The 24,288-nt window shown below is 63.2% G+C and carries 21 protein-coding genes; 10 read left to right on the top strand and 11 right to left on the bottom strand.

Going from position 1 to position 24,288, the window contains the following annotated elements; translation table 11 throughout:
- The first annotated feature begins 116 nt into the window (after window positions 1-116).
- The gene (locus FJW04_RS14560) at window positions 117-1,100 is read left to right on the top strand and encodes a lipid A biosynthesis lauroyl acyltransferase (protein WP_181171093.1); all 984 of its coding nucleotides are present in this window, start codon (window positions 117-119) and stop codon (window positions 1,098-1,100) included.
- A gap of 69 nt (window positions 1,101-1,169) precedes the next feature.
- Here FJW04_RS14560 and FJW04_RS14555 read toward each other — a convergent pair whose 3' ends face one another.
- A complete protein-coding gene (locus tag FJW04_RS14555; RefSeq protein WP_140714882.1) occupies window positions 1,170-1,598 on the bottom strand; it encodes a L,D-transpeptidase in 429 nt (142 codons plus the stop codon).
- A 215-nt stretch (window positions 1,599-1,813) separates the two neighbouring features.
- On the opposite strand from FJW04_RS14555, the gene FJW04_RS14550 reads away from it, so the two are divergent.
- The 5 genes from FJW04_RS14550 (at window position 1,814) to FJW04_RS14530 (ending at window position 8,201) form a co-directional block, all read left to right on the top strand.
- Window positions 1,814-3,094 (top strand): acetylornithine deacetylase/succinyl-diaminopimelate desuccinylase family protein, encoded by a 1,281-nt coding sequence (locus tag FJW04_RS14550; RefSeq protein ID WP_140714880.1) that lies wholly within the window; start codon window positions 1,814-1,816, stop codon window positions 3,092-3,094.
- 161 nt (window positions 3,095-3,255) lie between these two features.
- A complete protein-coding gene (locus FJW04_RS14545; protein ID WP_140714878.1) occupies window positions 3,256-4,734 on the top strand; it encodes an ABC transporter substrate-binding protein in 1,479 nt (492 codons plus the stop codon).
- A gap of 34 nt (window positions 4,735-4,768) precedes the next feature.
- The gene (locus tag FJW04_RS14540; RefSeq protein ID WP_140714876.1) at window positions 4,769-5,716 is read left to right on the top strand and encodes an ABC transporter permease; all 948 of its coding nucleotides are present in this window, start codon (window positions 4,769-4,771) and stop codon (window positions 5,714-5,716) included.
- Complete coding sequence (locus tag FJW04_RS14535) at window positions 5,713-6,582, top strand: ABC transporter permease (protein ID WP_140615978.1); 870 nt, start codon at window positions 5,713-5,715, stop codon at window positions 6,580-6,582. Before FJW04_RS14540 ends, FJW04_RS14535 begins: the two co-directional genes overlap by 4 nt.
- A complete protein-coding gene (locus tag FJW04_RS14530; RefSeq protein ID WP_140714874.1) occupies window positions 6,579-8,201 on the top strand; it encodes a dipeptide ABC transporter ATP-binding protein in 1,623 nt (540 codons plus the stop codon). Before FJW04_RS14535 ends, FJW04_RS14530 begins: the two co-directional genes overlap by 4 nt.
- A 16-nt stretch (window positions 8,202-8,217) precedes the next feature.
- Here the strand turns inward: FJW04_RS14530 and FJW04_RS14525 are convergent, their stop codons facing one another.
- Window positions 8,218-8,649, bottom strand: a complete 432-nt coding sequence (locus FJW04_RS14525) for a TerB family tellurite resistance protein (protein ID WP_015317458.1) — start codon at window positions 8,647-8,649, stop codon at window positions 8,218-8,220.
- Window positions 8,650-8,763: 114 nt separating this feature from the next.
- On the opposite strand from FJW04_RS14525, the gene FJW04_RS14520 reads away from it, so the two are divergent.
- Both FJW04_RS14520 and FJW04_RS14515 read left to right on the top strand, forming a co-directional pair.
- Window positions 8,764-9,549 carry a TSUP family transporter gene (locus tag FJW04_RS14520; protein WP_015317457.1) on the top strand — a complete coding sequence of 262 codons (786 nt, stop codon included), beginning with the start codon at window positions 8,764-8,766 and terminating at the stop codon, window positions 9,547-9,549.
- Window positions 9,550-9,600: 51 nt separating this feature from the next.
- Window positions 9,601-9,771 carry a hypothetical protein gene (locus tag FJW04_RS14515; RefSeq protein ID WP_023769888.1) on the top strand — a complete coding sequence of 57 codons (171 nt, stop codon included), beginning with the start codon at window positions 9,601-9,603 and terminating at the stop codon, window positions 9,769-9,771.
- 167 nt (window positions 9,772-9,938) lie between these two features.
- Here the strand turns inward: FJW04_RS14515 and FJW04_RS14510 are convergent, their stop codons facing one another.
- Together FJW04_RS14510 and FJW04_RS14505 are read right to left on the bottom strand one after the other, a co-directional pair.
- A complete protein-coding gene (locus FJW04_RS14510; RefSeq protein WP_140714872.1) occupies window positions 9,939-11,414 on the bottom strand; it encodes a cobyric acid synthase in 1,476 nt (491 codons plus the stop codon).
- A complete protein-coding gene (locus FJW04_RS14505; RefSeq protein ID WP_140661069.1) occupies window positions 11,414-12,028 on the bottom strand; it encodes a dimethylsulfonioproprionate lyase family protein in 615 nt (204 codons plus the stop codon). Before FJW04_RS14505 ends, FJW04_RS14510 begins: the two co-directional genes overlap by 1 nt.
- Before the next feature lie 144 nt (window positions 12,029-12,172).
- Here FJW04_RS14505 and FJW04_RS14500 point away from each other — a divergent pair, with 144 nt between their 5' ends.
- On the top strand, window positions 12,173-13,339 hold the full coding sequence (locus tag FJW04_RS14500; protein WP_140615970.1) for an isobutyryl-CoA dehydrogenase: 1,167 nt from the start codon (window positions 12,173-12,175) through the stop codon (window positions 13,337-13,339).
- Window positions 13,340-13,365: 26 nt separating this feature from the next.
- Window positions 13,366-14,250, top strand: a complete 885-nt coding sequence (mmsB, locus tag FJW04_RS14495) for a 3-hydroxyisobutyrate dehydrogenase (RefSeq protein ID WP_015317452.1) — start codon at window positions 13,366-13,368, stop codon at window positions 14,248-14,250.
- A gap of 282 nt (window positions 14,251-14,532) precedes the next feature.
- On the opposite strand, the gene FJW04_RS14490 is transcribed toward mmsB, so the two are convergent.
- The 7 genes from FJW04_RS14490 to FJW04_RS14455 all read right to left on the bottom strand — a co-directional run bounded on the left by FJW04_RS14490 (window position 14,533) and on the right by FJW04_RS14455 (window position 23,939).
- Complete coding sequence (locus FJW04_RS14490) at window positions 14,533-15,177, bottom strand: cytochrome c oxidase assembly factor Coa1 family protein (protein WP_140714869.1); 645 nt, start codon at window positions 15,175-15,177, stop codon at window positions 14,533-14,535.
- Between the two features lie 81 nt (window positions 15,178-15,258).
- Window positions 15,259-15,624 (bottom strand): hypothetical protein, encoded by a 366-nt coding sequence (locus FJW04_RS14485; protein ID WP_015317450.1) that lies wholly within the window; start codon window positions 15,622-15,624, stop codon window positions 15,259-15,261.
- 134 nt (window positions 15,625-15,758) lie between these two features.
- Window positions 15,759-17,138 carry an aspartate aminotransferase family protein gene (locus tag FJW04_RS14480; RefSeq protein WP_140714867.1) on the bottom strand — a complete coding sequence of 460 codons (1,380 nt, stop codon included), beginning with the start codon at window positions 17,136-17,138 and terminating at the stop codon, window positions 15,759-15,761.
- 244 nt (window positions 17,139-17,382) lie between these two features.
- Entirely contained in the window at window positions 17,383-19,452 is a 2,070-nt protein-coding gene (locus tag FJW04_RS14470) for a prolyl oligopeptidase family protein (RefSeq protein ID WP_140714865.1), read from the bottom strand.
- A gap of 98 nt (window positions 19,453-19,550) precedes the next feature.
- Window positions 19,551-20,708: an MFS transporter gene (locus FJW04_RS14465; protein ID WP_140714863.1), complete on the bottom strand. Its 1,158-nt coding sequence runs from the start codon at window positions 20,706-20,708 to the stop codon at window positions 19,551-19,553.
- 97 nt (window positions 20,709-20,805) lie between these two features.
- Entirely contained in the window at window positions 20,806-21,981 is a 1,176-nt protein-coding gene (locus tag FJW04_RS14460; RefSeq protein WP_140714861.1) for an MFS transporter, read from the bottom strand.
- A 164-nt stretch (window positions 21,982-22,145) separates the two neighbouring features.
- A complete protein-coding gene (locus FJW04_RS14455; protein ID WP_246673824.1) occupies window positions 22,146-23,939 on the bottom strand; it encodes a phospholipase D-like domain-containing protein in 1,794 nt (597 codons plus the stop codon).
- Window positions 23,940-24,288: the final 349 nt, after the last annotated feature.

Raw genomic sequence — 24,288 nt, 5'->3', positions numbered from 1 at the left:
TTTCAGGTCGAATTGACCTGAAATCTGAATCCGCCTCTAAATCAAGGAATAGAGCATGATGTCATCCGAAAACCGCTTCACACTTTTCGGCATCATGCTCTAGAGCCTCGATTTCCGTGCTCAAGAAGCTTCGCCGCGATCTGAAATTTCGCTATGGCAGACAATTGCGCCAGGTGAATTACTGGTTTGTTGCGCGTCTCGCGATGGTCATCATGTCGCTGCTGCGCCTGCTGCCGGTCGACAGCGCGCTGAATTTTGCCGACCGCACCGCACGCCTCATCGGTCCAAGGGTCGGACGCCACCAGGTCGCCCTCGACAATCTGCGCAAGGCCTATCCGGAAAAGAGCGAGGACGAAATCCGGGCCATCGCCTCCGACATGTGGGGCAACATGGCCCGCCTTGCCGCTGAATACATCTTCCTCGACGCCCTGTTCGACTATGATCCAGCGGCCGGAAAGTCCGGCCGTATCGAGGTCAAGGGAACAGAGCATTTCGTGGAGATCGCGGCCGAGAAGCAGCCGCACATCGTCTTCACCGGCCATCTCGGCAATTTCGAGCTGCTGCCGGTGGCGGCCGCGACCTTCGGCATGAACATCACGGCGCTGTTTCGGCCGCCCAACAACCCCTACCTCGCCGACTACATCCTTTCGACAAGGCGATCCACCATGGGAGGCTTGCTGCCTTCGATGGCCGGTGCCTCGTTCGCGCTGGCGGGGGTGTTGGAGAATGGCGGCAATATCGGCGTTCTCGTCGACCAGAAATTCTCCAACGGCCTGGACACGACCTTCTTCGGCCGTCCCTGTCAGAGCAACCGCGTGCTCGGCACCCTTGCCCGCCACTATGACTGCGACGTCTATCCGGCGCGTTGTATCAGGTTGCCGGGCAACCGCTTCCGGCTCGAGATCGAGGACAAGTTGGTGCTGCCGCGTACCGCCGACGGCAGCGTCGATGTCCACGCCACCACCCAGATGCTGAACGACGTCGTCGAGCGCTGGGTCCGAGAGGATCCAGGCCAATGGATGTGGTTCCACAAAAGGTGGGAGATCAGCAAGTGGCGGCGGAAAAACCGCACCAAGCCGGCTCCCGTCTCAAACACATGAGCAAGCCGCTGGCGGGAACGTGAGTTCCTCCGCCAGCAAACAAAGCCAGTACCAACAATCTTCAAGTGTCTAATTGGTGACGACAATGCGCGTATTGCCGAAGCCCACTTCGCGGACCATCGAATAGAAGGCCGCGGCATTGGCCGTATGCAGCCTTACGCAACCATGCGAAGCCGGACGGCCGAGCTGCCTGACGGCGCCCGTTCCATGGATGGCATAGCCGCCACGAAAGAACACCGAGTACGGCATCGGCGACATGTCGTATTTGCGCGAATACCACATCCGCGCCGTGCGCTGCGGCCGGTAGGTGCCGCGCGGCGTGAAATAGCCCGGACGGGCGGTCGAGACGGCCCACCTATAGACAGAATCGCCATAACGAACCGTCATCGTCTGCGACGACACGTCGATGTTCGCCACCAATGTGGCCGCCTGACTTGCCGCCGATGCGCCAAACAGCGCAACGACCAATACTGCTGCCTTGAGAAATGACATTTTCATGCGATCAAACCCCTTTGATTGCCCTTGCCTGCTCGCCATCACGTTGTTTTTCACCTTTTTAATGGCGGTGAACAGATAACACACAGTCTTTGACCAATTCGCCAATCCAAAGCAGTGAATTTGAACGATTTCCCGCGATAGTTGCCACAACGACACGTTGCACGGGTTTGATCACGGGCTTGCAAAACCACTGGGATCGCTGCTCAACTCGCGGCATGAACGGGCGACTCCTCAAGGCAATCGACATCAGGCGCGACGAGTTGGTGGCGCTGACCGCCGACCTGATCCGCTTTCCGACCATAAATCCACCCGGCGAAGCCTACGGGCCATGCGCCGACTATATCGGTGCGCGGCTAAGGAAGAGCGGCTTCGAGACCGAGTTCATCCGCGCCGACGGCACGCCCGGCGACACCGATCGCTATCCGCGCATCAATGTCGTTGCGCGGTTTGATGGACGGTCACCTGGTGCCTGCGTCCATTTCAATTCGCATATCGACGTTGTCGAAGCCGGCGACGGCTGGACCGTCGATCCGTTCGCCGGCATCGTCAGGGATGGCAAGGTCTATGGACGCGGCGCCTGCGACATGAAGGGCGGCCTCGCCGCCTCCATCATCGCTGTCGAAGCCTTTTTGGAAGTCTTTCCCGACTTTCCGGGCGCCATCGAGATCTCGGGAACGGTCGATGAGGAATCCGGCGGCTTCGGCGGCGTCGCCCACCTGGCCGGCCTCGGCTATTTCTCGAAACCCAGGGTCGATCACGTCATCATTCCCGAGCCTCTCAACAAGGACCGCATCTGCCTCGGCCATCGCGGCGTCTGGTGGGCGGAAATCGAGACCAAGGGTGAAATCGCGCACGGCTCGATGCCGTTTCTCGGCGACAATGCGGTGCGCCATATGGGCGCGGTGCTGCAGGCATTCGAGGACGAACTGTTCCCGGCACTCGACCTCAAGGTCACGCGCATGCCGGTGGTGCCGGAAGGCGCCAGGCGCTCGACCATGAACATCAATTCCGTTCATGGCGGCCAGACCGAGGATTTCCGCCCCGGCCTGCCCTCGCCCAACGTGCCCGATTCCTGCCGTCTGACCATCGACCGCCGCTTCCTTCTCGAGGAGGATCTGGCAACCGTCAAAGCCGAAGTGACCGGCATTCTCGACCGGCTGAAGCGCGAGCGCAAAAAATTCGACTACGAGATCCGCGATCTGATGGAAGTACTGCCGCTGATGACCGAGCGCGACGCGCCCGTCGTCAAGGCGGTGGCGCAAGGCATTCATGCGATCTTCGACCGCGAGCCCGACTACGTCATTTCGCCCGGCACCTACGACCAGAAGCACATCGCCCGCATCGGGCATATCCACGACTGCATCGCCTATGGCCCGGGCATTCTCGACCTCGCCCATCGGCCGGACGAGTGGGTTGGCATATCGGACATGGTGGAATCGGCCAAGGTGATGGCGATCGGGCTGAACGTGCTGCTGCGCGGCACGGCCACGGGATAAGCCTGCATCGCGATAAGCTTCGGCCCGCCGACAGGGCTGGCACGGCAAAAACATTCCCCGCCATCCCGCCTGGCAGCACGAAACGCAATTTACTCCCACGCGAAATCACGCTTCTATCGCCCGGCTTGAGCACGTGTCCTGAACGCATGGGGAGTTGCACGATGAGATTGTGGAAAACCATTCTGGCCGCCGCGGTTCTCGCATTGGCCGCTGGAACATCCGCGTTTGCGGCCCGAACCGACCTGGTCATCGGTATTCCGCTCGAACCGCCGCATCTCGACCCAACCGCTGGTGCCGCTGCGGCGATCAAGGAAGTGCTCTACGCCAATGTCTTCGAGGGCCTGACCCGGATCGGACCCAATGGCGAGGTGCTGCCTGATCTGGCGGAAAGCTGGACCATTTCCGATGATGGCAAGGTCTACACCTTCAAGCTACACACCGGCGTCAAATTCCACGACGGCGCCGATTTCAGCGCCGATGACGTGAAATTCTCGCTCGACCGTGCCCGCGCCGACAATTCGGTCAACGCGCAGAAGGGCCTGTTCGCGGCCATCGACAAGGTCGATGTCATCGATCAGGCGACGGTGAAAGTCACGCTGAAAAACCCGCAAGGATCCTTCCTTTACAATATGGGCTGGGGCGACGCGGTGATGGTGTCGCCGAAATCCGCCGACACCAACAAGGAAAATCCGGTTGGCACCGGCCCGTTCAAGTTCCAGAACTGGGCCAAGGGATCATCGATCACGCTGGTCAAATCTGACCATTACTGGGGCGCTCCCGTGTTCCTCGACAAGGTCGAGTTCCGCATCGTGCCGGATGCCGCGGCCTATGTGCCGGCCCTTTTGTCCGGCGACATCCAGGCTTTCCCCTTCTTCGATCCCGACAGCCTCGCACAGGTCAAGGACGATCCGCGTTTCAAGGTGGTGATCGGTTCGACCGAAGGCGAGACCATCCTCTCGATCAACAACAAGAAGCCACCTTTCGACAAGCTGCAGGTCAGGCAGGCGATCTCCTACGCGCTCGACCGCAAGGCGATCATCGACGGCGCCTCGGCCGGCCTTGGCCTGCCGATCGGCTCGCATATGTCGCCGGCGAACAAGGACTATGTCGACCTCACCGGCCTCTATCCGCACAATGTCGACAAGGCCAAGGAACTGCTGAAGGAGGCCGGGCTGGAGAACGGCTTCAAGGCAACGCTGAAACTGCCGCCGCCCAGCTATGCACGGCTCGGTGGCGAGATCATCGCCTCGCAACTTCGCGATGTCGGCATCAACCTGGAGATTATCCCGGTCGAATGGGCGCAGTGGCTGGACCAGGTGTTCACCAAGAAGGATTACGACCTGACCATCGTCTCCCATACCGAGCCCAACGACATCGATATCTATGCGCGCAAGGACTATTACTTCAACTACGACAATCCGACCTTCGACAAGGTGATCGCCGACCTCAACCTCACCTCCGACGAGGCCAAGCGCAAGGAACTGCTTGGCGAGGCGCAGAAGATCCTGGCCGACGACGCCGTGGTCGGCTTCCTCTACGAATTGCCCAAGGTCGGTGTCTGGGACGCCAAGCTGCAAGGCCTGTGGGAAAATGCGCCGATCCAGGCCAATGACCTGACCAAGGTGAAGTGGAGCGAGTGAGGTTCGTGGTGCGCGCGCCACTTCCTCGCCTTCCATGAGCGCCTACCTCCTCAAGCGCCTCGCCGTCGCTTTAGCCACGCTGGTGCTTGCCTCGATGGTGGTGTTCTCCGTGCTGGAGATCCTCCCCGGCGATCCGGCGCGGCTGATGCTGGGCATGAACGCCAGTGCCGACCAAGTGGAACTCTTGCGCAACCAGATGGGCCTCAACGCGCCGATCGTACTGCGCTATCTGCACTGGGCCGGCGGCTTGCTCACCCTCGATTTCGGCCGCTCCTATACCTACTCGGTCCCGGTCATCGATCTCGTGCGTGAACGGCTGGCCGTCTCGCTGCCGCTGGCGCTTATCGCGCTCGCGCTCTCCACCTTGATCGCCATTCCGGTCGGCCTGTTTTCGGCCAGCCGGCGCGGACGGGCCGGCGATACGATTTCAATGGGCGTCGCGCAGCTTGGCGTTGCCGTGCCCAATTTCTGGTTCGCGCTGATGCTGATCTATGTCTTCGCCGTCTGGCTGCGTCTGGTCCCGGCCGGTGGTTTTCCTGGTTGGGGCGCCGGCGCCTGGCCGGCACTGAAATCGCTGCTGTTGCCGGCGGTGGCGCTTGCCTTGCCGCAAGCGGCGATCCTGGCGCGCGTCACCCGCTCGGCGCTGATCGAGGTGCTCAACGAGGATTACATCCGCACCGCCCGCGCCAAGGGCCTGCCCTATCGAGCCGTGCTGTGGCGGCACGCGCTACGCAACGCCATGATCCCGGTGCTGACCATCCTTGGCCTGCAGTTCGCCTTCCTGCTCGCCGGCACCATCATCATCGAAAATGTCTTCTATTTGCCCGGACTCGGCCGGCTGGTGTTCCAGGCGATCACCCAGCGCGACCTGATCGTCGTCGAGAGCGTCGTCATGCTGCTGGTCGCCGCCGTCATTGCCGTCAACCTCGTCGTCGACCTTTCCTATGCGGTGGTCGATCCCCGCCTGAGGACCCGGCAATGACGCTGCGCATCGACATCCCCGACGAGACGTTCCGCGGCATCCTGGCCAAGGCGTTTGGGAACACCGCTTTCGTTACCGGTTTCGTCATCACCGTGCTGATCCTGGCGATGGCTGTCGTCTCCTATGTCTGGACACCCTTCGATGTGACGAGGCTCGTCATAGCGGACAAGACGCAAGGTCCCTCGCTGGCGCACTGGTTCGGCACCGACCATTTCGGCCGCGATATCCTGTCGATGATCATGGTTGGCGCCCGCAACTCGATCGCCGTGGCGCTGGTCGCCGTCGGGATCGGCATGGGTGTCGGCGTGCCGCTTGGCGCCTTCGCCGCCGCGCGCGGCGGCCTCGCCGACGAGGCGCTGATGCGCATCAACGACCTCGTCTTCGCGTTCCCCGCGCTGCTGTCGGCCATCATGATAACAGCCATCTTCGGGCCGGGCGCCGTCAACGCGATCATAGCCATCGGTATCTTCAACATTCCGGTGTTCGCCCGCGTCGCCCGCGCCGGCGCGCTGGCCGTCTGGCCGCGTGAATTCATCCTTGCCGCGCGCGCCGCCGGCAAGAGCAGCACGCAGATATCGATCGAACACGTGCTGCCCAACATCGCCACGCTGCTCCTAGTGCAAGGCACAATCCAGTTCGCGCTGGGCATCCTGGCCGAAGCCGGGCTTTCCTATCTCGGCCTCGGCGCTCAGCCGCCGATGCCGAGCTGGGGCCGCATGCTGTTCGACGCCCAGACGCGCATGGTGGTGGCGCCGTGGATGGCGATCTTCCCCGGCATGGCGATCGTCGTCACCGTGCTCGGCCTGAATCTTCTGGGCGACGGCATCGCCGACATTCTCGACCCGAAATCGCGGCGGCAGCGATGAGCCTGCTCGAAGTCGATAATCTGTCGCTGGTCATCGGCGACACACAGATCCTGAAAGACATGGAGCTCTCCGTCGCGCCCGGCGAAGTGATGGGGCTGGTCGGCGAATCCGGCTCCGGCAAATCGATGACCGCGCTGACGGTGATGCGGCTCCTGCCCCATGCCGCACGCGCCACCGGGCGCATTACATTCGACGGCATCGATATTCTCGGCGCGACCGAGGACCAGATGTGTGCCTTGCGCGGCGACGACATCGGCATGGTTTTCCAGGAGCCGATGACGGCGCTCAATCCGGTCAAGACGATCGGCGAACAAGTCGCCGAAGGCATACGCTGGCACACCAGGGCAAGCCGTGCCGACGCCGAGGAGCGGGCGCGAAAAATGCTCGACCGCGTCGGCCTGCCCGAAGCGAAATTCCCGCTGTCGCGCTATCCGCACGAATTGTCGGGCGGCCAGCGCCAGCGCGTCGTCATCGCCATCGCCTGCGCGCTGAAGCCGAAGCTGCTGATCGCCGACGAGCCGACGACGGCGCTCGACGTGGTGCTGCAGGCACAGATCCTCGACCTCCTGCGCGATCTCGTGGAGGAGAACCGCATGGGTCTGCTGCTGGTCTCGCATGATCTCGCTGTCGTAACAGAGATGGCCGACCGCATCACCATCCTGCGCCATGGCGAGGTGATGGACGCCGGCGACACGGCGCGCACGCTCTCCGAACAGTTCCATCCCTATACGCGCCAGCTGGCGCAGGCCTCGATGCATGTTCCGGCGCGCGCCAAGCCTCATCGTGTCGGGATGGACCAACCCTTGCTGCAGGTTGAGGGCGTCAGCCGCGACTACCCCGGCCGCCGCATCGCGCTGTTCAGGCGCGCGCCCGACATACGTGCGGTCGACGATGTCTCCCTGTCGATGGCGCCGGGCCAGTCGGTGGCGCTGGTCGGCCGCTCCGGCTGCGGCAAGTCGACCCTTGCCCGCATGGTCCTGGCGTTGGACCGGCCGAGTTCGGGCGTGATCCGCTTTCGCGGCGAACCCATCACCGGCAGGAGCGAGGCCGAGCTGAAGCCGGCCAGGCGCGATATGCAGGTTGTCTTCCAGGACCCCTACGGCTCCTTCGATCCGCGCCAGAAGGTCGAAAAACTGGTCGCCGAACCCCTGCATGTCCTGGAGAAAAAACCGACGCGCGCCGAGCGCCGCGAGATGGTGGCGCATGCGCTGCACGAGGTTGGCCTCGACCAACGCGACATGGACAAATATCCGCACGAATTTTCCGGCGGCCAGCGCCAGCGCCTGTCGATCGCCCGCGCCATCATCACACGCCCCAAGCTCGTTGTCGCCGACGAGCCGGTCTCGGCGCTCGATGTTTCGATTCGTGCACAGATCCTGGACCTCTTCGCCGGACTCAACCAGAAACTCGGCATCGCCTATCTCTTCATCACTCACGACCTGGCCGTCGCCCGCGCCATCACGGATGAGGTGCTTGTCATGCATGACGGCAAGATCGTCGAGCGCGGCAGGACGAGCGAAGTGCTCGATCAGCCACAATCAGAGGCGGCCAAGGCGCTTGTCGCTGCGGCGCCGGATCTGCGCCGGGCGATCGCGAAACGGATGCAGGAACAAGGGTGAGTTGCCGATCCGCCCGCTACTCTTCCGGCTTCACCACATCGACCGGGCTGATGTCGAGCAAATCGAGCGTGCGGCGCAACAGGCGCACCTCGGTCTCGGCCAGTTGCGAATCCGCCTTGGCGATTTCCGCCATGTGCTGCGCCAATTGCTTGCGCCGCCCGACGTCGAGGTCGCGAAACAGCGCGATCGCCTGCGAGCCGTTGGTCTCGTAGCCGAATTCGTTGAGATATTCGATGACCGCGTCGATGCTGGTTTCCGGAATGCCGAAAGCATCCTTGCAGATGCGCCGGAAGGCGATCATCTCGCTCTCGCTCACCGTGCCATCGGCCAGGATCATCCGGAACAGCATCAGCAGTTCCGCCGACAGGACGGGATCGTCCGCGACCTTGCGCACGCCCGGGTCGCCGTCGAAGATCGAGCGTATCTGGTCCAGCAATGCGAATGCCATGAACGGCCCCTTTCCGATTCCTCGTCAACAGAATTAGCGCGGAATCGGCCTTGCGCAAACGGGGTGGCCGTGGTCGAACGCGCGCTGCAGCCGACGGACATCTCGACATATCAGATGATCGACCTCACCGCCCAGACCATCGCCATGCTCGCTTTCGCCGCCTTTGCCGCGGGCTTTGTCGATTCGATTGCCGGCGGCGGCGGGCTGATCACCATTCCGGCGCTGCTGCTCGCCGGTTTTTCGCCGGTCGAGGCGCTTGGAACCAACAAGCTGCAAGGCATGTTCGGCTCCGGGTCGGCGACGATCCACTATGCCTCGAAAGGCCATGTCGACCTGCGCCGGCAGTTGCCATCGGCGCTGCTTGCCCTCGCTGGCGGCGCCATCGGCGCACTGCTGGCCACGATCGTGCCCGGCGACCTGTTACGCGCGGCCCTGCCGCTGGTGCTGATTGCCATTGCGCTCTACTTCGCGCTCAAGCCCAACATGAACGATGTCGACCGGGCCGAGCGCCTGTCGCCCTTCCTGTTCGGCGTGACCGTGGTGCCGGCCATCGGCTTCTATGATGGCGTATTCGGGCCGGGCGCCGGTTCCTTCTACATGCTGGCCTTCGTGACGCTCGCCGGCTACGGCGTGCTCAAGGCAACGGCGCACACCAAACTGCTCAATTTCGCCTCCAACATCGGCGGCTTCATCATCTTCGCCGCCGTCGGCGTCATATCTTGGAAGATTGGCCTGATGATGGGCGTCGCCCAGTTCCTCGGTGCCCGCGTCGGCGCGAGCTTGGCCATGCGCATCGGCGCCAAGCTGATCAAGCCGCTGCTGGTCATCGTCTGCGTGGCTCTGGCGGTGAAGCTGCTTGCCGATCCGGCCAACCCGTTGCGCGTCATGATTGGTCTGTAATCACGCGCCTGTTACAATGCTGATGTTCGAATCATGTTGGAGGAGCCAGACATGAATCTCAGCGCGCCTACCCAGATTGTTTTCATCATCTCCGTTGTCATCGCCATCATCGGCATTCTTGCCGCGCTTGGCGTCCTTGCGTTCATTCCGATCGCATCGGTGTGGATTGTGCTTATCGCCTACATCGTGCTGGCCGCCGGCTGCCTGATGCGCGGCGCCTGACAAGTTTCCCTCGACAAGCGGGGACTGAGAGCGCCCGGCCAAGCCGGGCGTTTTTGATTCTAATGCGGGCTCTGCTAGATTCGCTTGGCGGAAGGATGGGCAATGCCAATCGAGATGTCTGGTCGTTCGGCACGTACTGGCCGAAGGCCAGCGAGAAGGCCTGACCTTCAACGCGCCAGCGAAAAAATCGCGTCGCAGTCGAGATGGGTCTCCAGCTCGGCCGCGACTTCGTCCAGCGCCCGCTCGACTTCGGCACGATAGTCGAGGCCACCGCCCTTGATGCCTAGGCTTTCGAGGAATTTCCCGCGAAAGCCGTCGGCGCCGAACAGGCCATGCATGTAAGTGCCGATCACCTTGCCGTCTGCCGAGATCGCGCCATCCTCGGCGCCATTGATGATCGCCGACGGCCGCCTGGTGTCGGGGCCCGTGGTGCTGCCGAGATGGATTTCGTAGCCTTCGAGCGGCAGGTCGAATTGGATCGAGCGCGCGCTGACATTGCGCACCGTCTTTTCGGGCTCCATCACCGTCTCGACATCGAGCAGGCCGAGCCCCTCGGCTTCCATGACGGAGCCTTCGATGCCGTCGGGATCGCGTACCATGCGGCCGAGCATCTGGAACCCGCCGCAGATGCCGACGACATGGCCGCCGCGCTTGCGGTGCGCCGCAAGATCCCGATCCCAACCATTCTCGCGAAACTTCAGGAGATCGCCGATCGTCGACTTGGAGCCGGGAATGACCACCAGCCCGGCATCGGGCGGCAGCTTCTTTCCCGGCGGCACGAACACCACTTCGACCTGCGGTTCGGCCTTGAGCGGGTCGAGATCGTCGAAATTCGCAATGCGGCCAAGCATCGGCACCGCCACCTTGAGCGCGCGCGCCTCGCCGGATGCCAGCCGCTCCAGCACCACGGAATCTTCCGAGGGTAGCCGTGCCGCAGCCTTCAGCCACGGCACGACGCCGAAACAGCGCCAGTCGGTGAACTTCTCGATCGCCTTGATGCCGTCATCGAACAGCGAGACATCGCCCCGGAACTTGTTGATGAGATAGCCGACGATCATGCGCCGGTCTTCTTGCGGCAGGATCAGATGCGTGCCCGCGACCGAGGCGATGACGCCACCGCGATCGATGTCGCCGACCAGCACCACCGGCACATCGGCGCGCGTGGCAAAGCCCATATTGGCGATATCGCGGCTGCGGAGGTTGATTTCGGCCGGCGAGCCGGCGCCCTCCACGATGACGAGGTCGGCGCCCTCGCCGACCTTGCCCCAGGACTCCAGCACTGCATCCATCAGCCGGCCCTTCAGCGCCTGGTAGTCGCGCGCCCGCGCCTCGCCGAACACCTTGCCCTGGACGATGACCTGCGCGCCGACATCGGTCTGCGGCTTGAGCAGCACCGGGTTCATATGCACCGATGGCGGCACGCCGCAGGCGATCGCCTGCAGCCATTGCGCGCGGCCGATCTCGCCGCCACCATGGTTGTTGTCGCCGGGGATATCGGCGACGGCGGCGTTGTTCGACATGTTCTGCGGCTTGAATGGCCGCACCTTCAGGCCACGCTTTTTCGCGGCGCGGCAAAGGCCTGCGACCAGCACCGTCTTGCCGACATCCGACCCTGTGCCTTGCAGCATGATTGCCCTGGCCATCAGCCTCTGACCTGCGTCGCGGTGCCGGTGATCGTGGATTTTTGCGCCAACGGCCCGCCGCGCCAGATATAGAGCGCCAGCAGCGGCTCCTTGCCCGTTCGCATGGCATGGTTGACGTTGGAGGCATGGTGGACGACCTCGCCGGCCTCCCGCCTGCGAAAACCGCTTTCGCCCATGCGCCATTCCGTACCGCCGGTCAGCGGAATATAGATTTCCTCGGCGACGTGATGATGGTCGGGGTAGACGATCCCGGGTCCAAGAATCAGCAGCCCGGCGGCAGCCTCTTCGTTGACGAAGTGCCCACGCGTGCCGAAGATTTCCAGCCAGCCGTAATTGTCGATGAAGGCCCTGCCGAAATCAGCCTCGGTGTAGGTCTGTCCCCAATGCAGTTCGTTGCGCTGCTCGGCCAGCAATCGCACCAGCGGCCTCGCATCCGGCGGTGCCAGTCCGGCCCCGCGATCAAGATGGCGCAGGCAGCCAAGCGCATGCGGCTCCAACTTTCGGGCCGGCATGTCCCAACCTGTGCGTGCCACGGCGTCGCGCACCAGAGCGTCATGGACGGAAGCGAGATAGGCGTGGAACTTTTCCAGCAGCTCATCGAATTTTGTCGTCACATCTTGCTCCGGGCATGCATTGGTGCACAGCCGCTCCGCGATAGGTCGGGTTGCGCGGCGGCATCATTGGTCTAGATTGATGCGCGCGCAAAGCCAAAAACGACAGGCCAGCGGGCTAGCTGGCCAGCCTACAGGGAGCACGCCATGGACGCCGCGGTCGATGCGAGCACCAGCCAGTTCGAACTCAATGAGGAACAGCGTGCCATCCAGGAGATGGCGCGGGCCTTCGCCGCCGATCGCGTGGCGCCCAATGCGCTCGACTGGGACCGCAGGCGACATTTCCCCGCCGATGTGATTCGCGAGACGGGGCCGCTCGGCCTCGGCGGCATCTATGTCAGGGACGATGTCGGCGGTTCCGCGCTCGGCCGGCTCGACGCCGTGCTGATCTTCGAGGCGCTGTCGCACGCCGACCCGGCCTTTTCCTCCTTCATCTCGATCCACAACATGGTGGCCTCGATGATCGACCGGTTCGGCAATGATGAGCAGCGCCAGCGCTTCCTGCCGAAGCTCACCTCCATGGAATGGCTGGCGAGCTATTGCCTGACCGAGCCTGGCTCGGGTTCGGATGCGGCGGCGCTGAAGACGCGCGCGGCGAAAAGCGGCGGCGATTACATCCTCAACGGCTCCAAGCAGTTCATCTCCGGCGCCGGCGACAGCGATGTCTATGCCGTCATGGTGCGCACCGGCGCCGACGGCCCGAAAGGCATCTCCACCATCGTCGTGCCCAAGGATGCGCCCGGCCTCTCCTTCGGCGCCAATGAGCACAAGATGGGCTGGCACATGCAATCGACCCGCCAGGTCATCTTCGAGGATTGCAAGGTGCCGGCGGAGAACCTCTTGTCGGGCGAAGGCGCCGGCTTCGGCATCGCCATGGCCGGGCTCGACGGCGGCCGGCTGAACATCGCCGCCTGTTCGCTGGGCGGCGCCCAGTCGGCGCTCGACAAGGCGCTGTCCTATACCGCCGAGCGCAAGGCATTCGGCTCGAAGATCAACCAGTTCCAGGCCCTGCAGTTCAGGCTGGCCGACATGGAGACAGAGTTGCAGGCGGCGCGCATCTTCCTCTATGCGGCGGCCTCCAAACTCGACCGCAAGGCGCCGGACGCCGGTAAATGGTCGGCAATGGCCAAGCGCTTCGTCACCGACACCGGCTTCAACGTCGCCAACGACGCGCTGCAACTGCTCGGCGGCTACGGCTACCTGCATGATTACGGCATCGAGAAGCTGGTGCGCGATCTCAGGGTGCACCAGATCCTCGAAGGCACCAATGAAATCATGCGCGTCATCATCGCGCGCGCCCTGATCGGCCGCTGACGCCAGCAAACTCCGGGAGAGAGACTATGACGACGATCGCCTTCATCGGCCTCGGCAATATGGGCAATCCGATGGCCGCAAACCTGGTCAAGGCTGGGCATGCCGTGCACGGTTTCGACCTGATGCCGGAAAACCTCGCGGTCGCGCGCGAACATGGCGTCGTCGTTATGGCCAATGCGCTCGCGGCGGTGAAGGATGCCGACGTGGTCATCACCATGCTGCCGGCCGGCAAGCACGTGCTGTCGGTCTATGGGGACATTGCTCCCAAGGCCAGGAACGGCGCGCTGTTCATCGATTCCTCGACGATCGACGTCGAATCGGCGCGCAAGGCGCATACGATTGCAGCAAAGCACGGCCTGCTGTCCATCGACGCGCCGGTTTCGGGCGGCACCGGTGGTGCCACGGCCGGTACATTGACCTTCATGGCTGGGGGAGCCGACGATGCTTTCTCGGCCGCCGAGCCGATCCTGAAGCCGATGGCCGGCCGCATCGTCCATTGCGGCGGTGACGGCGCCGGACAGGCGGCGAAGATCTGCAACAACATGATCCTCGGCATTTCGATGATCGGCGTCGCCGAGGCGTTCGTGCTGGCGGAAAAACTCGGCCTGTCGCATCAGGCGCTGTTCGACGTCGCCTCGACCTCGTCGGGCCAGTGCTGGTCGCTGACCACCTATTGCCCCGTGCCTGGCCCGGTTCCCACTTCGCCCGCCAACAGGGATTACAAGCCCGGATTTGCGGCGGCTCTTATGCTGAAAGACCTGAAATTGTCGCAGGAAGCAGCGCTTGGCGCGGGCGCGGTGACACCGCTTGGCGCAGAAGCGGCGCAGCTCTATGCCCTTTTCAACGCCCAGGGCCATGGCGGCGCCGATTTCTCCGGCATAATAAATTTTCTGCGCGGCAACTCGGCGTAAGCAGCGGATTTGGTTTAGTTTTTTTCGGGTTCTTCGGACCAAGGGCCGCAAATTTAGATTTGCTTAAGCTCTCGATAACTCCGCGGTAACGATGTCCCTATAAAACAGATTGCGAGGCGGACATATCGCATCCGCCCGGCGCTCCGGATCAGGTCTCGCGTACCGGAGCCCGTAAGTTTCGCAAGTGTCTTGGTAGCGAAACGCCATGCGTATCTGGCAAAGCCGCGTTCCCGATGGGGCGCGGTTTTTGCATTTCCGGCCCCTTTATTACCGACGATCCGTCTATATTCCGATCGCCGCACCCGGGATCGGCACATGGTCTTCATTGGTCAGCACGATCGGTGCATCGACGCCGTCGACGCGGACCACGAGCAGGCGCGTGCTCCATGTGCCGGCATTGCGAACCAGATGGGAATATACGGTGCCCTTGCCCTTGGCGCCGTGGACGGGAATGCTGAACTGGGCGTCGCCCGCGCCATTTGCATTGACGTTGAGATGACCGCCGACCCAGAAATTGTCGGCCAAAGCGTCGCCGATGGCGGCCTTGACCCGAACATCGGTGCGGACGGCGTCCATGGTCATGCGGTAGGCGTCGCTGCCTTTGAGCACGAAAGGGATGCTGCCGACCATCGTCGCACAACCGCCGATACTGACCACCCATACGGCAAGGCCGGCAATCGCCCAATTGCGCTGCGTCTTGCGGAACTGCTCGGCGTCGCGCCAAGCCCGGTTTTGCCAAGCCCAGCGGCTGCCGCGCGCGCCGAGCACGAAGATCATGATGAGGTTGACGACGGGGATCAGCGCCAGCAGCGCGATGAAGGTGCTGTTGCCGATGCCCCAAATCCAGTTGAGGAAGAAGGCGCCCCAGTTCCAGCGATCGAGTTCGGCTGGAATTTCAGCCGGTTGGTTGAGCGGTTGTCCGGCCATGTTGTTCCCCATCGGCGTGTATGCCGATTGGTTCTAGCGCAAGACTTCGACGATGCGCAAAAAAGTTCCGGGGCTTCCGCCTCAACCCTTTGTGGAAAGGCGGCGAAAATTTGCCCTCACCGCGCGGCCGGCCGGCTTCAGCGCTGCGCTGATCGACCGTTCGGCCGCGACGCCGTTGAACAGCGACGGCGTTCGACCCGAGAGAACCTCCGGCCAGAAACGTGACGCCGATTGCAGGAAAGACATTTGCGCCGCAAGCGCGCCCTCGGCCATGGCGACGGTCTTCTCGCTGACAGCCATTGCCGTCTCCGCGCTCCAGGGCTCGCCGCTTCGCGCCTCCATGGCCATCAGCGGCAGCCGCATCATCACCACCAGCGGCGCCAGCATCAGGTCCGCGCCAAGGCTGGCCGCCTCTTGCACGCGTCGGCTTTTGCCGGTCTTTCTCATGTGGGCAATCCCCTGTCGCGGCCGGATCGGCCGCCCCTTACATTACGCGCCGAAGGCGAAATTCGTTCCCGCTCATAGCGCATATTTCCGGGATTGGGCGTTTCTTCGCAAAAACGCCCAATCGAGGTTTGCTCCTATCGCTTGCGCAGGTCCGCCTGTGCCAGGTCGAGCGCCTTGCCGATGCGCTCGCAAGCCATGTCGATCGTATTACGGGTCCAGATCAGCGGCGGCGACAGGATCATCGTGTCGCCGGTGGCGCGCAGCATCATGCCGTTGGCGATCGCGTGGTCGCGCACCGTCACCGCGGCACTCCCCGACGGCAGGAAGCGCTCCTTCGTCGCCTTGTCCTTGACGATCTCGATCGCGCCCATCAGGCCGATCGAGCGCACCTCGCCGACCAGATCATGCCCGGCAATACGCTCCTGCAACGCGCTAGCGAAATAAGGTCCGGTGTCGTTCCTGACACGGTCGACCAGCCCTTCCCTCTCGATGATCTCCAGGTTCTTCAAGGCCACGGCGCAAGCCACCGGGTGCCCCGAATAGGTGTAGCCATGGTTGAACTCGCCGCCCTTCTCGACCAGCGTCGAGGCAATGCGGTCGCCAACCAGCAGCGCCGAAAGAGGCTGATAGCCCGAGGTCAGCGCCTTGGCCGTGGTGATGGTGTCCGCCTCGATGCCGAAGGTCTGCGCCGCGAACCACTCACCTGTGCGGCCATAGCCGGTAATGACCTCGTCCAGCATCAAAAGCACATCGTATTTGCGGCAGATGCGCTGCACTTCGGGCCAGTAGCTCGTCGGCGGTATCTTGACGCCGCCAGCGCCCATCACCGGCTCGCCGATGAAGGCCGCGACCTTGTCGGCACCGGCCTCGAGGATGGCGTCCTCGACGGACTTTGCCGCGCGCAGGCCGAAATCGTGGTCGCTTTCGCCCGGCAGAGCCAGCTCGTAGGCATAGGGCATCATCACATGGACGATGTTGGGCACCGCACCGTTGAGCTGCTTGTGCATGGCATCCATGCCACCGAGCGAAGTGCCGGCAATGGTCGAGCCGTGATAGGCCATCTTGCGCGAGATGACGCGGTTCTTCTCCGGCTTGCCCTCAAGCACCCAGTAATGGCGCACCAGGCGCAAGGCGGTGTCGTTGGCCTCCGAACCGGACGAGCCGTAAAACACCTGGTTCACGTTGCGTGGTGCGATCTCGGCCAGCTTCTTCGACAACAGCACCGGCGTCGGCGTGGAGCATTTGAAGAAGGAATTGTAGTAAGGCAGTTCCTTCATCTGTGCATAGGCGGCCTCGGCCAGCTCGTCGCGGCCGTAGCCGATATTGACGCACCACAGGCCGGCCATGCCGTCCAGCAGTTCCGTCCCTTCGGAATCGTAGATGAACGGGCCATTGGCGCGGGTGATGACGCGGGCGCCTGCCTCACGCAGCTCCTTATGATCGGTGAAGGGATGCAGGTGATGCGCGGCGTCGATCTGCTGAAGCTGCTTCAGCGAATAATTCTGGTAGGTCATTGATCTGGTCTTTCCTCTGAAATCATTCCGGCGGTGCCGGGGCGAATTCGTCAGAGGACGGCAGGCGGCGAATAGCCGATGCGGGCGCACAGCCGCAAAAGCTCGGCGCGCAGCGTGCGTGACGACGGTGTCACCGCGACCCGGAATGCGCGAGCTGATAGTGTAGCGAGAGCCATGAAGGTACCTTAGAGCAAAGGGCGGTCGAGGTGAACCACCCTTTGCTCAGGGGTGCCATGGAATGAGATCAGGCTTTTCCGCTCAGTGCGCGCTGCAGGAAGACATACTTCATCGCCGTCTGCGCCGCCTGCGGCCGGCGGTCGCCGCGCCCGCCATGTCCGCCTTCGGTCTCCTCGAAGAACAGCGTCTTGCCGTGTCCTGCCTCCTGCAGGCGGGCCGCCATCTTGCGCGCATGGCCGGGATGGACCCGGTCGTCGGCGGTCGAGGTCGTCAAGAGCACCGGCGGATAGGCGGCATCGGCCTTGACATGTTGATAGGGTGAATAGGCGGAAAGCCACTTGGCGTCTTCCGGCTTTGACGGATCGCCATATTCGGCCATCCACGAAGCGCCCGGCGGCAATTCGGTGTAGCGCAGCATGTCGAGCAGCGGCACCTCGATGATGACGGCGCCGAAAAGCTCGGGATGCTGCGTCAGGGAAGCGCCGGTCAGCAGGCCGCCATTGGAGCCGCCCTGGATGCCGAGCGATTGAGCCGTTGCTATGCCGCGTTCGACGACGTCCTGCGCCACTGCCGCGAAATCATCAAACCCGTTCTGGCGCTTGCCTTTCAGCGCCGCCTGGTGCCAGGCCGGTCCGAACTCGCCGCCGCCGCGAATGCAGGCCTGCACATAGGCATTGCCTTTCTCCAGCCACAGCCTGCCGCGCACGCCGGCATAGCCGGGCAACAGCGGCACTTCGAAACCGCCATAGCCGTAGAGTAATGTCGGTACCGGACCATTCTGGTCGCGCCGCCTGACGACGAAATAAGGGATCATCGTGCCGTCCTTCGAGCGCGCCTCGAACTGCTCCGAGATCAGCGGCGAGGCATCGAAGCGGGCCGGCTGCGATTTCACGGTCGCCAGCGTCTCGCCATTGTCATCGGACCAGATGATCGAGCTTGGCGTCAGGAAATCGGTGAAGGAAAAGGAGACGGTGGAGCCGAAATGCTCGGCATGGCTGATGCCGACAGTGCCGTTTTCAGGCAGCACGACGGGTTTCAGCGACCAGGCGCCGCGCTCGCGCTCGCAGACGAGAACCTTGCCGCGCACATTGTCCATCAAGCTGATGAACAGGCGGTCCTGCGTTCTGGCGAGCCCGGCAATGGAAACCCGATGCGCCGGCGCCAACAAGGTTTCGATGGCGCCAAAATCGCCGTTTTCGATCCAATGCGCGAAGTCGAAGGAGTAAAGCCCGTCCGGCTGGCATGCGGTGCCGTCCGGCGCCGTCCATGGCGTGCGCACCCCGAACACCAGTTGATCCCTAAAGAGCGAGGTGTCGGTGACGTCGTCGGGCAGCGGGATACGGCGGTTCTCGCCCGAAGGCAGCCGCAGGAAACTGTGCGATGCGAAGAAGTTGAGTGTCCGCGCCAGAAACAGGTGACGCTTCTCGCCGTCGAACTCGACACCGGCGCCAACGGCAAGATCCTCGATCTCTCCCGCGAAGATCGGGGTCGCCTCTCCCAGCCTGGTGCCCCGCTTCCAGAGCTTGACCACACGCGGATATCCGGATTCTGTCTTGTCGGCCTCTTCGAAAGCGGCCGAGACGATGACCGTATCCTCGTCCAGCCAGCCGAAGCCCGATTTCGAGGCCGGTGCCTGAAAACCGCCTTCCACGAAGGACTTGGCCGCGATGTCGAACTCGCGCATCGCGCTGGCGTCACCGCCATCGGGCGACATCGATACCAGGCAGCGGTTGAAATCGGGGTAGAGCCTGACCGCGCCGCCGAACACCCATTTTATCCCCTCCTTCCCAGCCAGCTGGTCGAAGTCGATGATCGTCTCCCAGTCGGGCTTGTCGGTCTTGTAGGAAGCGACCGTCGTGCGGCGCCACAGGCCGAGCGCATTGGTCTTGTCCTGCCAGAAATTGTAGACATGACCGGCGATCGCCGCGCCAACCGCGATATTGTCCTCGGCCGTCATCAGGTCGAGCGCCGTCTGGAACGACGCCTGATAGGATGGATCGCCCTGCAATTCCGCCACCGTGACCTCGTTCTGGCGATGCACCCAGTCGAGCGATTCCTTGCTTGTCCTGTCCTCCAGCCAGAGGAACGGATCGCCGGTCTTCTGAAAGGGCTGGGCTCTGGTCGTCGAAGCGGTCATGCAGGTCTCCGGGATTTTGAACGGCTTCGCCTACATTGCGTTGGCGGCGCTGACATTCAAGGTGCGATACGGTCTTTTGCGGCCCTCGCGGCGTTGCTTCACCGCACCCGCCGACGGATAATCGTCGCCAACGCAAGCATGGCGCAGATCGCGCCGAGCGTCAGCGGCAGGCCGCTCGCATCGGTCACATCCATTATGCCGCCCGCTAGCGGCGGAACGACAATGCCGCCGACACCCCACATCAGGGAGAATGCCGCATTGCCGGCAACCAGCGCCGAACCGGTGAAGCGCTCGCCAAGTTCGATGATGGACATCGTGTAGATGCCGTAGGACACAGCTCCCCAGACGAAGACGCAAGGCCAGATCAGCGGCGTGTCGATCAGCATCGGCAAAAGCACACAGCCAAACAGCGTCAGCAGGACGCAGATGAAGCGCACGAGACGGGCCGTCAGCCGCTCGGCCAGCAGGCCAAGCGGAACCTGCATGGCGATGTTGCCGGCGATCATGACCGACAGCAGCGCCGACATGCGAGCCTCCGCGATGCCATGATGCGTGCCGTAGACCGGCAGCAGCGCCAGCACCGCCTGCTCGAAGCCGGCGGCCACGACCACCGCCGACAGGAGCAGCCAGGCGAGAGGCATGAAACCCATTACCGAAACCTGGTGCCCGGCCTCGTCCACCCTGGGCAGGCGCTTGATTACCAACGCCAGGCAGAAGCCGCAGAGCACGAAGGCGCCAATGCCGACGAGGAACGGGGGCCAGCCCTGCGTGCCGACGGCGAGCAGGCAGAGCGGGCCGGCGGCGAAGCCGGCCGAAATGATCGTCGAATAGAGGCCCATTATGCGGCCGCGCCGGGCCAGCGCCATGGCGATCACCCAGATTTCGCTGAGCACATAGAGCGGGTTGGTCACGGCGCCGATCAGCAAGCGCAGCGGAAACCAGAGATAGACGTTCTGCGTCCAGCCGATCAGCGCCAGCACGACAGCCGAAAGCGCCGCGCAAGTGAGAGCCGTGCGCCCTGCTCCGAACCGCCTCGCCAGCGCTGGAATAATTGGCGACGAGACGATGAACCCGATCGGCGTCATCGCCGCCGACAGGCCGATCATCGCGGGCGAGACACCCTGGCGCTGCAGGATGAAGCTCAGCAGCGGATAGGACAGGCCCTGCGCGATGGCGAAAACGGACACGGTCGCGATCACACCGGTGATCGCCGCCCATTGCATCGTCTCGTCGCTTCTCATGTCCACCAGGTCCATGATCCATAAATGCTGTCGCGGTTGCAGACTTATCGGTTCGGCCCGGCGGCGGTAAGCCCCGCGGCCCGGACGGATGCCCGGCTCCAGCCAAACCCTGTCAGGAGCCTCCGCGGCTGGCCGATCTGTAGAGCGCGAAGGCGACCAGCAAAGCGTCGAGGCCAATGATCACGGTTGGCAAACCCACCGGCCCGATCGCCTGCATCAGCAGGCCCGCGCCCGGCGGACCAACGATACCGCCGACACCCCATAGCAAGGCGAACGCCGCATTGCCGGTGACCAGCAGCGAACCTCTGAAGCGGCTGCCGAGTTCGACCAGCGCCATCGTATAGACACCGTAGCCCACCGCGCCCATCACCAGAAGCACGCCCCAGATCAGCGGTGTGGTAATCAGCAGCGGGAGCAGAACAGCGCAAACGGTCGTCGCCACTGCGCAGGCCAGGATCATCGGTCGGCCACCGAAGCGTTCGGCGAGCAGGCCGAGCGGGATCTGCAGAAGGATGTTGCCCAGCGACAGCGACATCACCAGCGCGGCGAGCACCGCCTCGGGCAAGCCATAGCCGGCCCCAAACACAGGAACCAGGGCATAGGTGCTTTGCTGGACGGCGGCCGAGACCAGCACCGCCAGCAGCAGCGCCGGCGCCAACCGGGCAAAACCGACAAAGCTGCCGGCAGGCTGGCCGTCATCTTCGAAACCGGCGAGCTTCGAGGAGACAAGGCGCAAAATGACGGCGCAAAGCACAAACCCGCCAATGCCGACACTGAAAGGTGCCCAGCCCTCGATGCCGACAAAGGTCAGCGTAAACGGACCTGCGGCATAGCCGGCGCCCATCAGTGTGTTGAACACGCCCATCACTCGCCCGCGCCGAGACGGCGGCGCCAGCGAGAGCGCCCAGACTTCGCCCAGCACATAGAGCGGGTTAATGACGATGCCGATCGTGAAGCGGATGACGTACCAGGCCACCCAGTTCTGGAGGTAACCGATGCCCAGGAAGCACAGCGCCCCGATCAGCGAGCAGCCAACCGCCAGGTTTCGCGCCCCGACCAGCCGCACGGCAGCCGGCACGAAAGAGGCCGACAGAATCAGGCCAACCGGCATCATCGCCGCCGACAAGCCGATCAGGGCGGGCGACATGCCTTGCTTCTGCATCAGGAGCGTAAACAGCGGCGAGCTCAACCCTTGCGCCGCTCCGAACATGGCTAATGCGGCGGTGACGCCCGCGAGCGCCGCCCATTGCGTTCCCGCTTCGCCTTCGCTCGAGCCGGTCGCGACCATCCCGTCATCCATGTCAATGCGGCCATCGGCCAGCAAGCACGACTAGCTACTGGTTCGACCAGAGGAAAGGAAGAGCCGAACCGGAGATCCGCTTGCACCAAGGAAATCGACCGACCGGCCGACGCCAATCGGTCCCGAATGAACTTGGATGCAGAACGCGACGGCTACGGGAAGTAGCGGGCGATTGCGCCTTTCTTGCCGTCCGCATAGGGCTTCAGCCACTTGTCGTCGATGGCAATCCCGTCAGCGTCGGAAGGCCCCTTGCCGATCGTCCTGCGCCAGGCCCGGAACTTGTAGTGGTCGAAGACGTCGAGCATGTGCACGGCAAAGGTCTTGTCGCCTTCCACGATGACCAAATTCTCGTCGTTTTCGTAGGACGCCTTGTAACCGAGGTTATGGCTGCCGGTAATGACGGTGGCGTTGTCCTCCATCGGATCGATGATAACAATCTTGTCGTGCACGATCGCGTAGCCGACGGTGAGCACTTCGGCCTGGAAATCCGTCGCGATCGTGGCCCCGGTCAGGTTCGCCGTCCGTACAATGGAGACATTCGGGGCCTCCCAGACCTTCTCCGGATAAACAAAGGGCGACTTGCCGTCCTTGTTCGACTTGTGGGTGACCGGATCCTTGGTGGGAGCGACATAGTTGGGCATGGCCGTTTCGTCGCTGATCGCGCCCTGCACGATGAGGTTCGGATCGGCTTTCGCCGCCGCAACCGCTTGGTCTACGATCGAATTTTCGCCGAGCAGCGAAGGGTTGAACACCAGGAACAGTACGGCCCGCTTCGCCGCTTTGATGCGGGCAAAGACGTCCTGGAGGTCGACCGGACGTACCGAAATGTCCTTCTTGTTGCGGTTCGGGTCGTTGGGCGAAAACCACACCGTCATGCCGTCCAACACCGCCGAGGCGCCGTTGAGCGGGTTTGGCATGTGGTTCTCCTTGCGGAACGGCACGCCCTGCGTCTGCGCGACGTGGCCGGCAGCACTTTCCGAAGCCGGTGGCGGAAACCCATCGGCTTTCATGCGTTCCCAATAGCCGTCGAACACCTCCGCCATCGCCGGATCGTCGCGGACAAAAGCGTTGTTGGACTGGCCGCATATGCCGGTCGACGTCCAGTTGGTACTGCCGGTCATGACCGCTTGCGGGTTGCCCTGGATGTCGCGGTAGACGGCGAACTTGTTGTGGCCGATATGGTTGTTGTTGAACAGGCGGTCCGTCACCACGACGCCCGCATCGTGCAAACGCTTCCTGTAGGGTGCGTTGCCGGCATCCCAGGCCTTGGTCTGGTCATCCCTGCCCGAATTGGAGAGGATGACTTCGACTACATCCCTGGCCGCGATGATGGCGTCGCACAATTCGTCGTCGCCGAGCTCATAGAGCGCAAGCCTGACCGTACCGCCTTCGGCCTTGGCCCGTTTCAACAGGCTGGTCAGCACGTCAGGCACGTCGCCATGCAGATAGGCGCGGATCTTGCTGGTCGGGTCTTGCAGCACCGCCCTGATCTTGTCGCGCTGGCCGACCTTGATGCCGGCTTCCGCCAGCGCATGCGACATCCATTGCGTCGAAAGCACGCCGTTGGTGAAGGCAACGCGTGCCTTGCCGAACATTTGGCCCAGGAAGATTGGCGGACTGACCGCGCCCTGCCCAAGATAGCCAAGGGGCCGCGCCGGTCCGGTATAGGCGGGTTTGCCGTCGACGACCTGATCGGGGCGCACCGGCACGGGATCGAGGCCCGCCTTCATGTCGCCAACGGGACGCACGCGGTAGGCGATCATTTCGCCGTCCGGCCTGACGTCTATGCTGTCGCGGCGGCGCCTGACAGTCAGATCGCGCCAGAATGTCTTCTGCACCGGCCAGACACCGGTATCCTGAGGAATCCATCGGGGATTGCGCTGACCCTTGAAGGGCACCCAGGACGCAAGGCAACGCTCCTCGCCTGTATCGGGATAGAGGCGCACGATCTCGAAACCGAGGCAGCCTGGATCATCCCGTCAAGATCCCAGGAAAGGAACGCGACTTCGTTGTTTGTCGCGGCACGCACTTTGACGACGTCAGGCATGGCGTCCCTCCAAAAGCAGTTCAACGCGCAAGTATGTCAGAAGTAAAAGACGGTACTGTAACGCCTCTTTAAATCTGCACCATCCGACAGCCTCACGGAGACCCTGCCGGCGCGCCGGTGTGGCCAGGGCGGAGTCGCGGCCACCTGGCTGCCGTTCCGGCATGTCGCTTCCCTCGCTCTAGTGGTCGCCGCCTCCGCAATGGCCGGAGGGGCGCCGGTCCATTATGCCGCCAGTTATCGCATCCTAC

This window comes from Mesorhizobium sp. B2-7-3, assembly GCF_006440715.1.
Taxonomy (GTDB): domain Bacteria; phylum Pseudomonadota; class Alphaproteobacteria; order Rhizobiales; family Rhizobiaceae; genus Mesorhizobium; species Mesorhizobium australicum.
Note: the sequence above shows the minus strand (reverse complement) of the source record. Positions and strands in the feature narration are given on the sequence as shown.

Coding starts and splice junctions, on each gene's coding strand:
- FJW04_RS14555 (WP_140714882.1), bottom strand. CDS start 1,598: ATGAAAATGTCATTTCTCAAGGCAGCAGTATTGGTCGTTGCGCTGTTT.
- FJW04_RS14550 (WP_140714880.1), top strand. CDS start 1,814: ATGAACGGGCGACTCCTCAAGGCAATCGACATCAGGCGCGACGAGTTG.
- FJW04_RS14545 (WP_140714878.1), top strand. CDS start 3,256: ATGAGATTGTGGAAAACCATTCTGGCCGCCGCGGTTCTCGCATTGGCC.
- FJW04_RS14540 (WP_140714876.1), top strand. CDS start 4,769: ATGAGCGCCTACCTCCTCAAGCGCCTCGCCGTCGCTTTAGCCACGCTG.
- FJW04_RS14535 (WP_140615978.1), top strand. CDS start 5,713: ATGACGCTGCGCATCGACATCCCCGACGAGACGTTCCGCGGCATCCTG.
- FJW04_RS14530 (WP_140714874.1), top strand. CDS start 6,579: ATGAGCCTGCTCGAAGTCGATAATCTGTCGCTGGTCATCGGCGACACA.
- FJW04_RS14525 (WP_015317458.1), bottom strand. CDS start 8,649: ATGGCATTCGCATTGCTGGACCAGATACGCTCGATCTTCGACGGCGAC.
- FJW04_RS14520 (WP_015317457.1), top strand. CDS start 8,764: ATGATCGACCTCACCGCCCAGACCATCGCCATGCTCGCTTTCGCCGCC.
- FJW04_RS14515 (WP_023769888.1), top strand. CDS start 9,601: ATGAATCTCAGCGCGCCTACCCAGATTGTTTTCATCATCTCCGTTGTC.
- FJW04_RS14510 (WP_140714872.1), bottom strand. CDS start 11,414: ATGGCCAGGGCAATCATGCTGCAAGGCACAGGGTCGGATGTCGGCAAG.
- FJW04_RS14500 (WP_140615970.1), top strand. CDS start 12,173: ATGGACGCCGCGGTCGATGCGAGCACCAGCCAGTTCGAACTCAATGAG.
- mmsB (WP_015317452.1), top strand. CDS start 13,366: ATGACGACGATCGCCTTCATCGGCCTCGGCAATATGGGCAATCCGATG.
- FJW04_RS14490 (WP_140714869.1), bottom strand. CDS start 15,177: ATGGCCGGACAACCGCTCAACCAACCGGCTGAAATTCCAGCCGAACTC.
- FJW04_RS14485 (WP_015317450.1), bottom strand. CDS start 15,624: ATGAGAAAGACCGGCAAAAGCCGACGCGTGCAAGAGGCGGCCAGCCTT.
- FJW04_RS14480 (WP_140714867.1), bottom strand. CDS start 17,138: ATGACCTACCAGAATTATTCGCTGAAGCAGCTTCAGCAGATCGACGCC.
- FJW04_RS14470 (WP_140714865.1), bottom strand. CDS start 19,452: ATGACCGCTTCGACGACCAGAGCCCAGCCCTTTCAGAAGACCGGCGAT.
- FJW04_RS14465 (WP_140714863.1), bottom strand. CDS start 20,708: ATGGACCTGGTGGACATGAGAAGCGACGAGACGATGCAATGGGCGGCG.
- FJW04_RS14460 (WP_140714861.1), bottom strand. CDS start 21,981: ATGGTCGCGACCGGCTCGAGCGAAGGCGAAGCGGGAACGCAATGGGCG.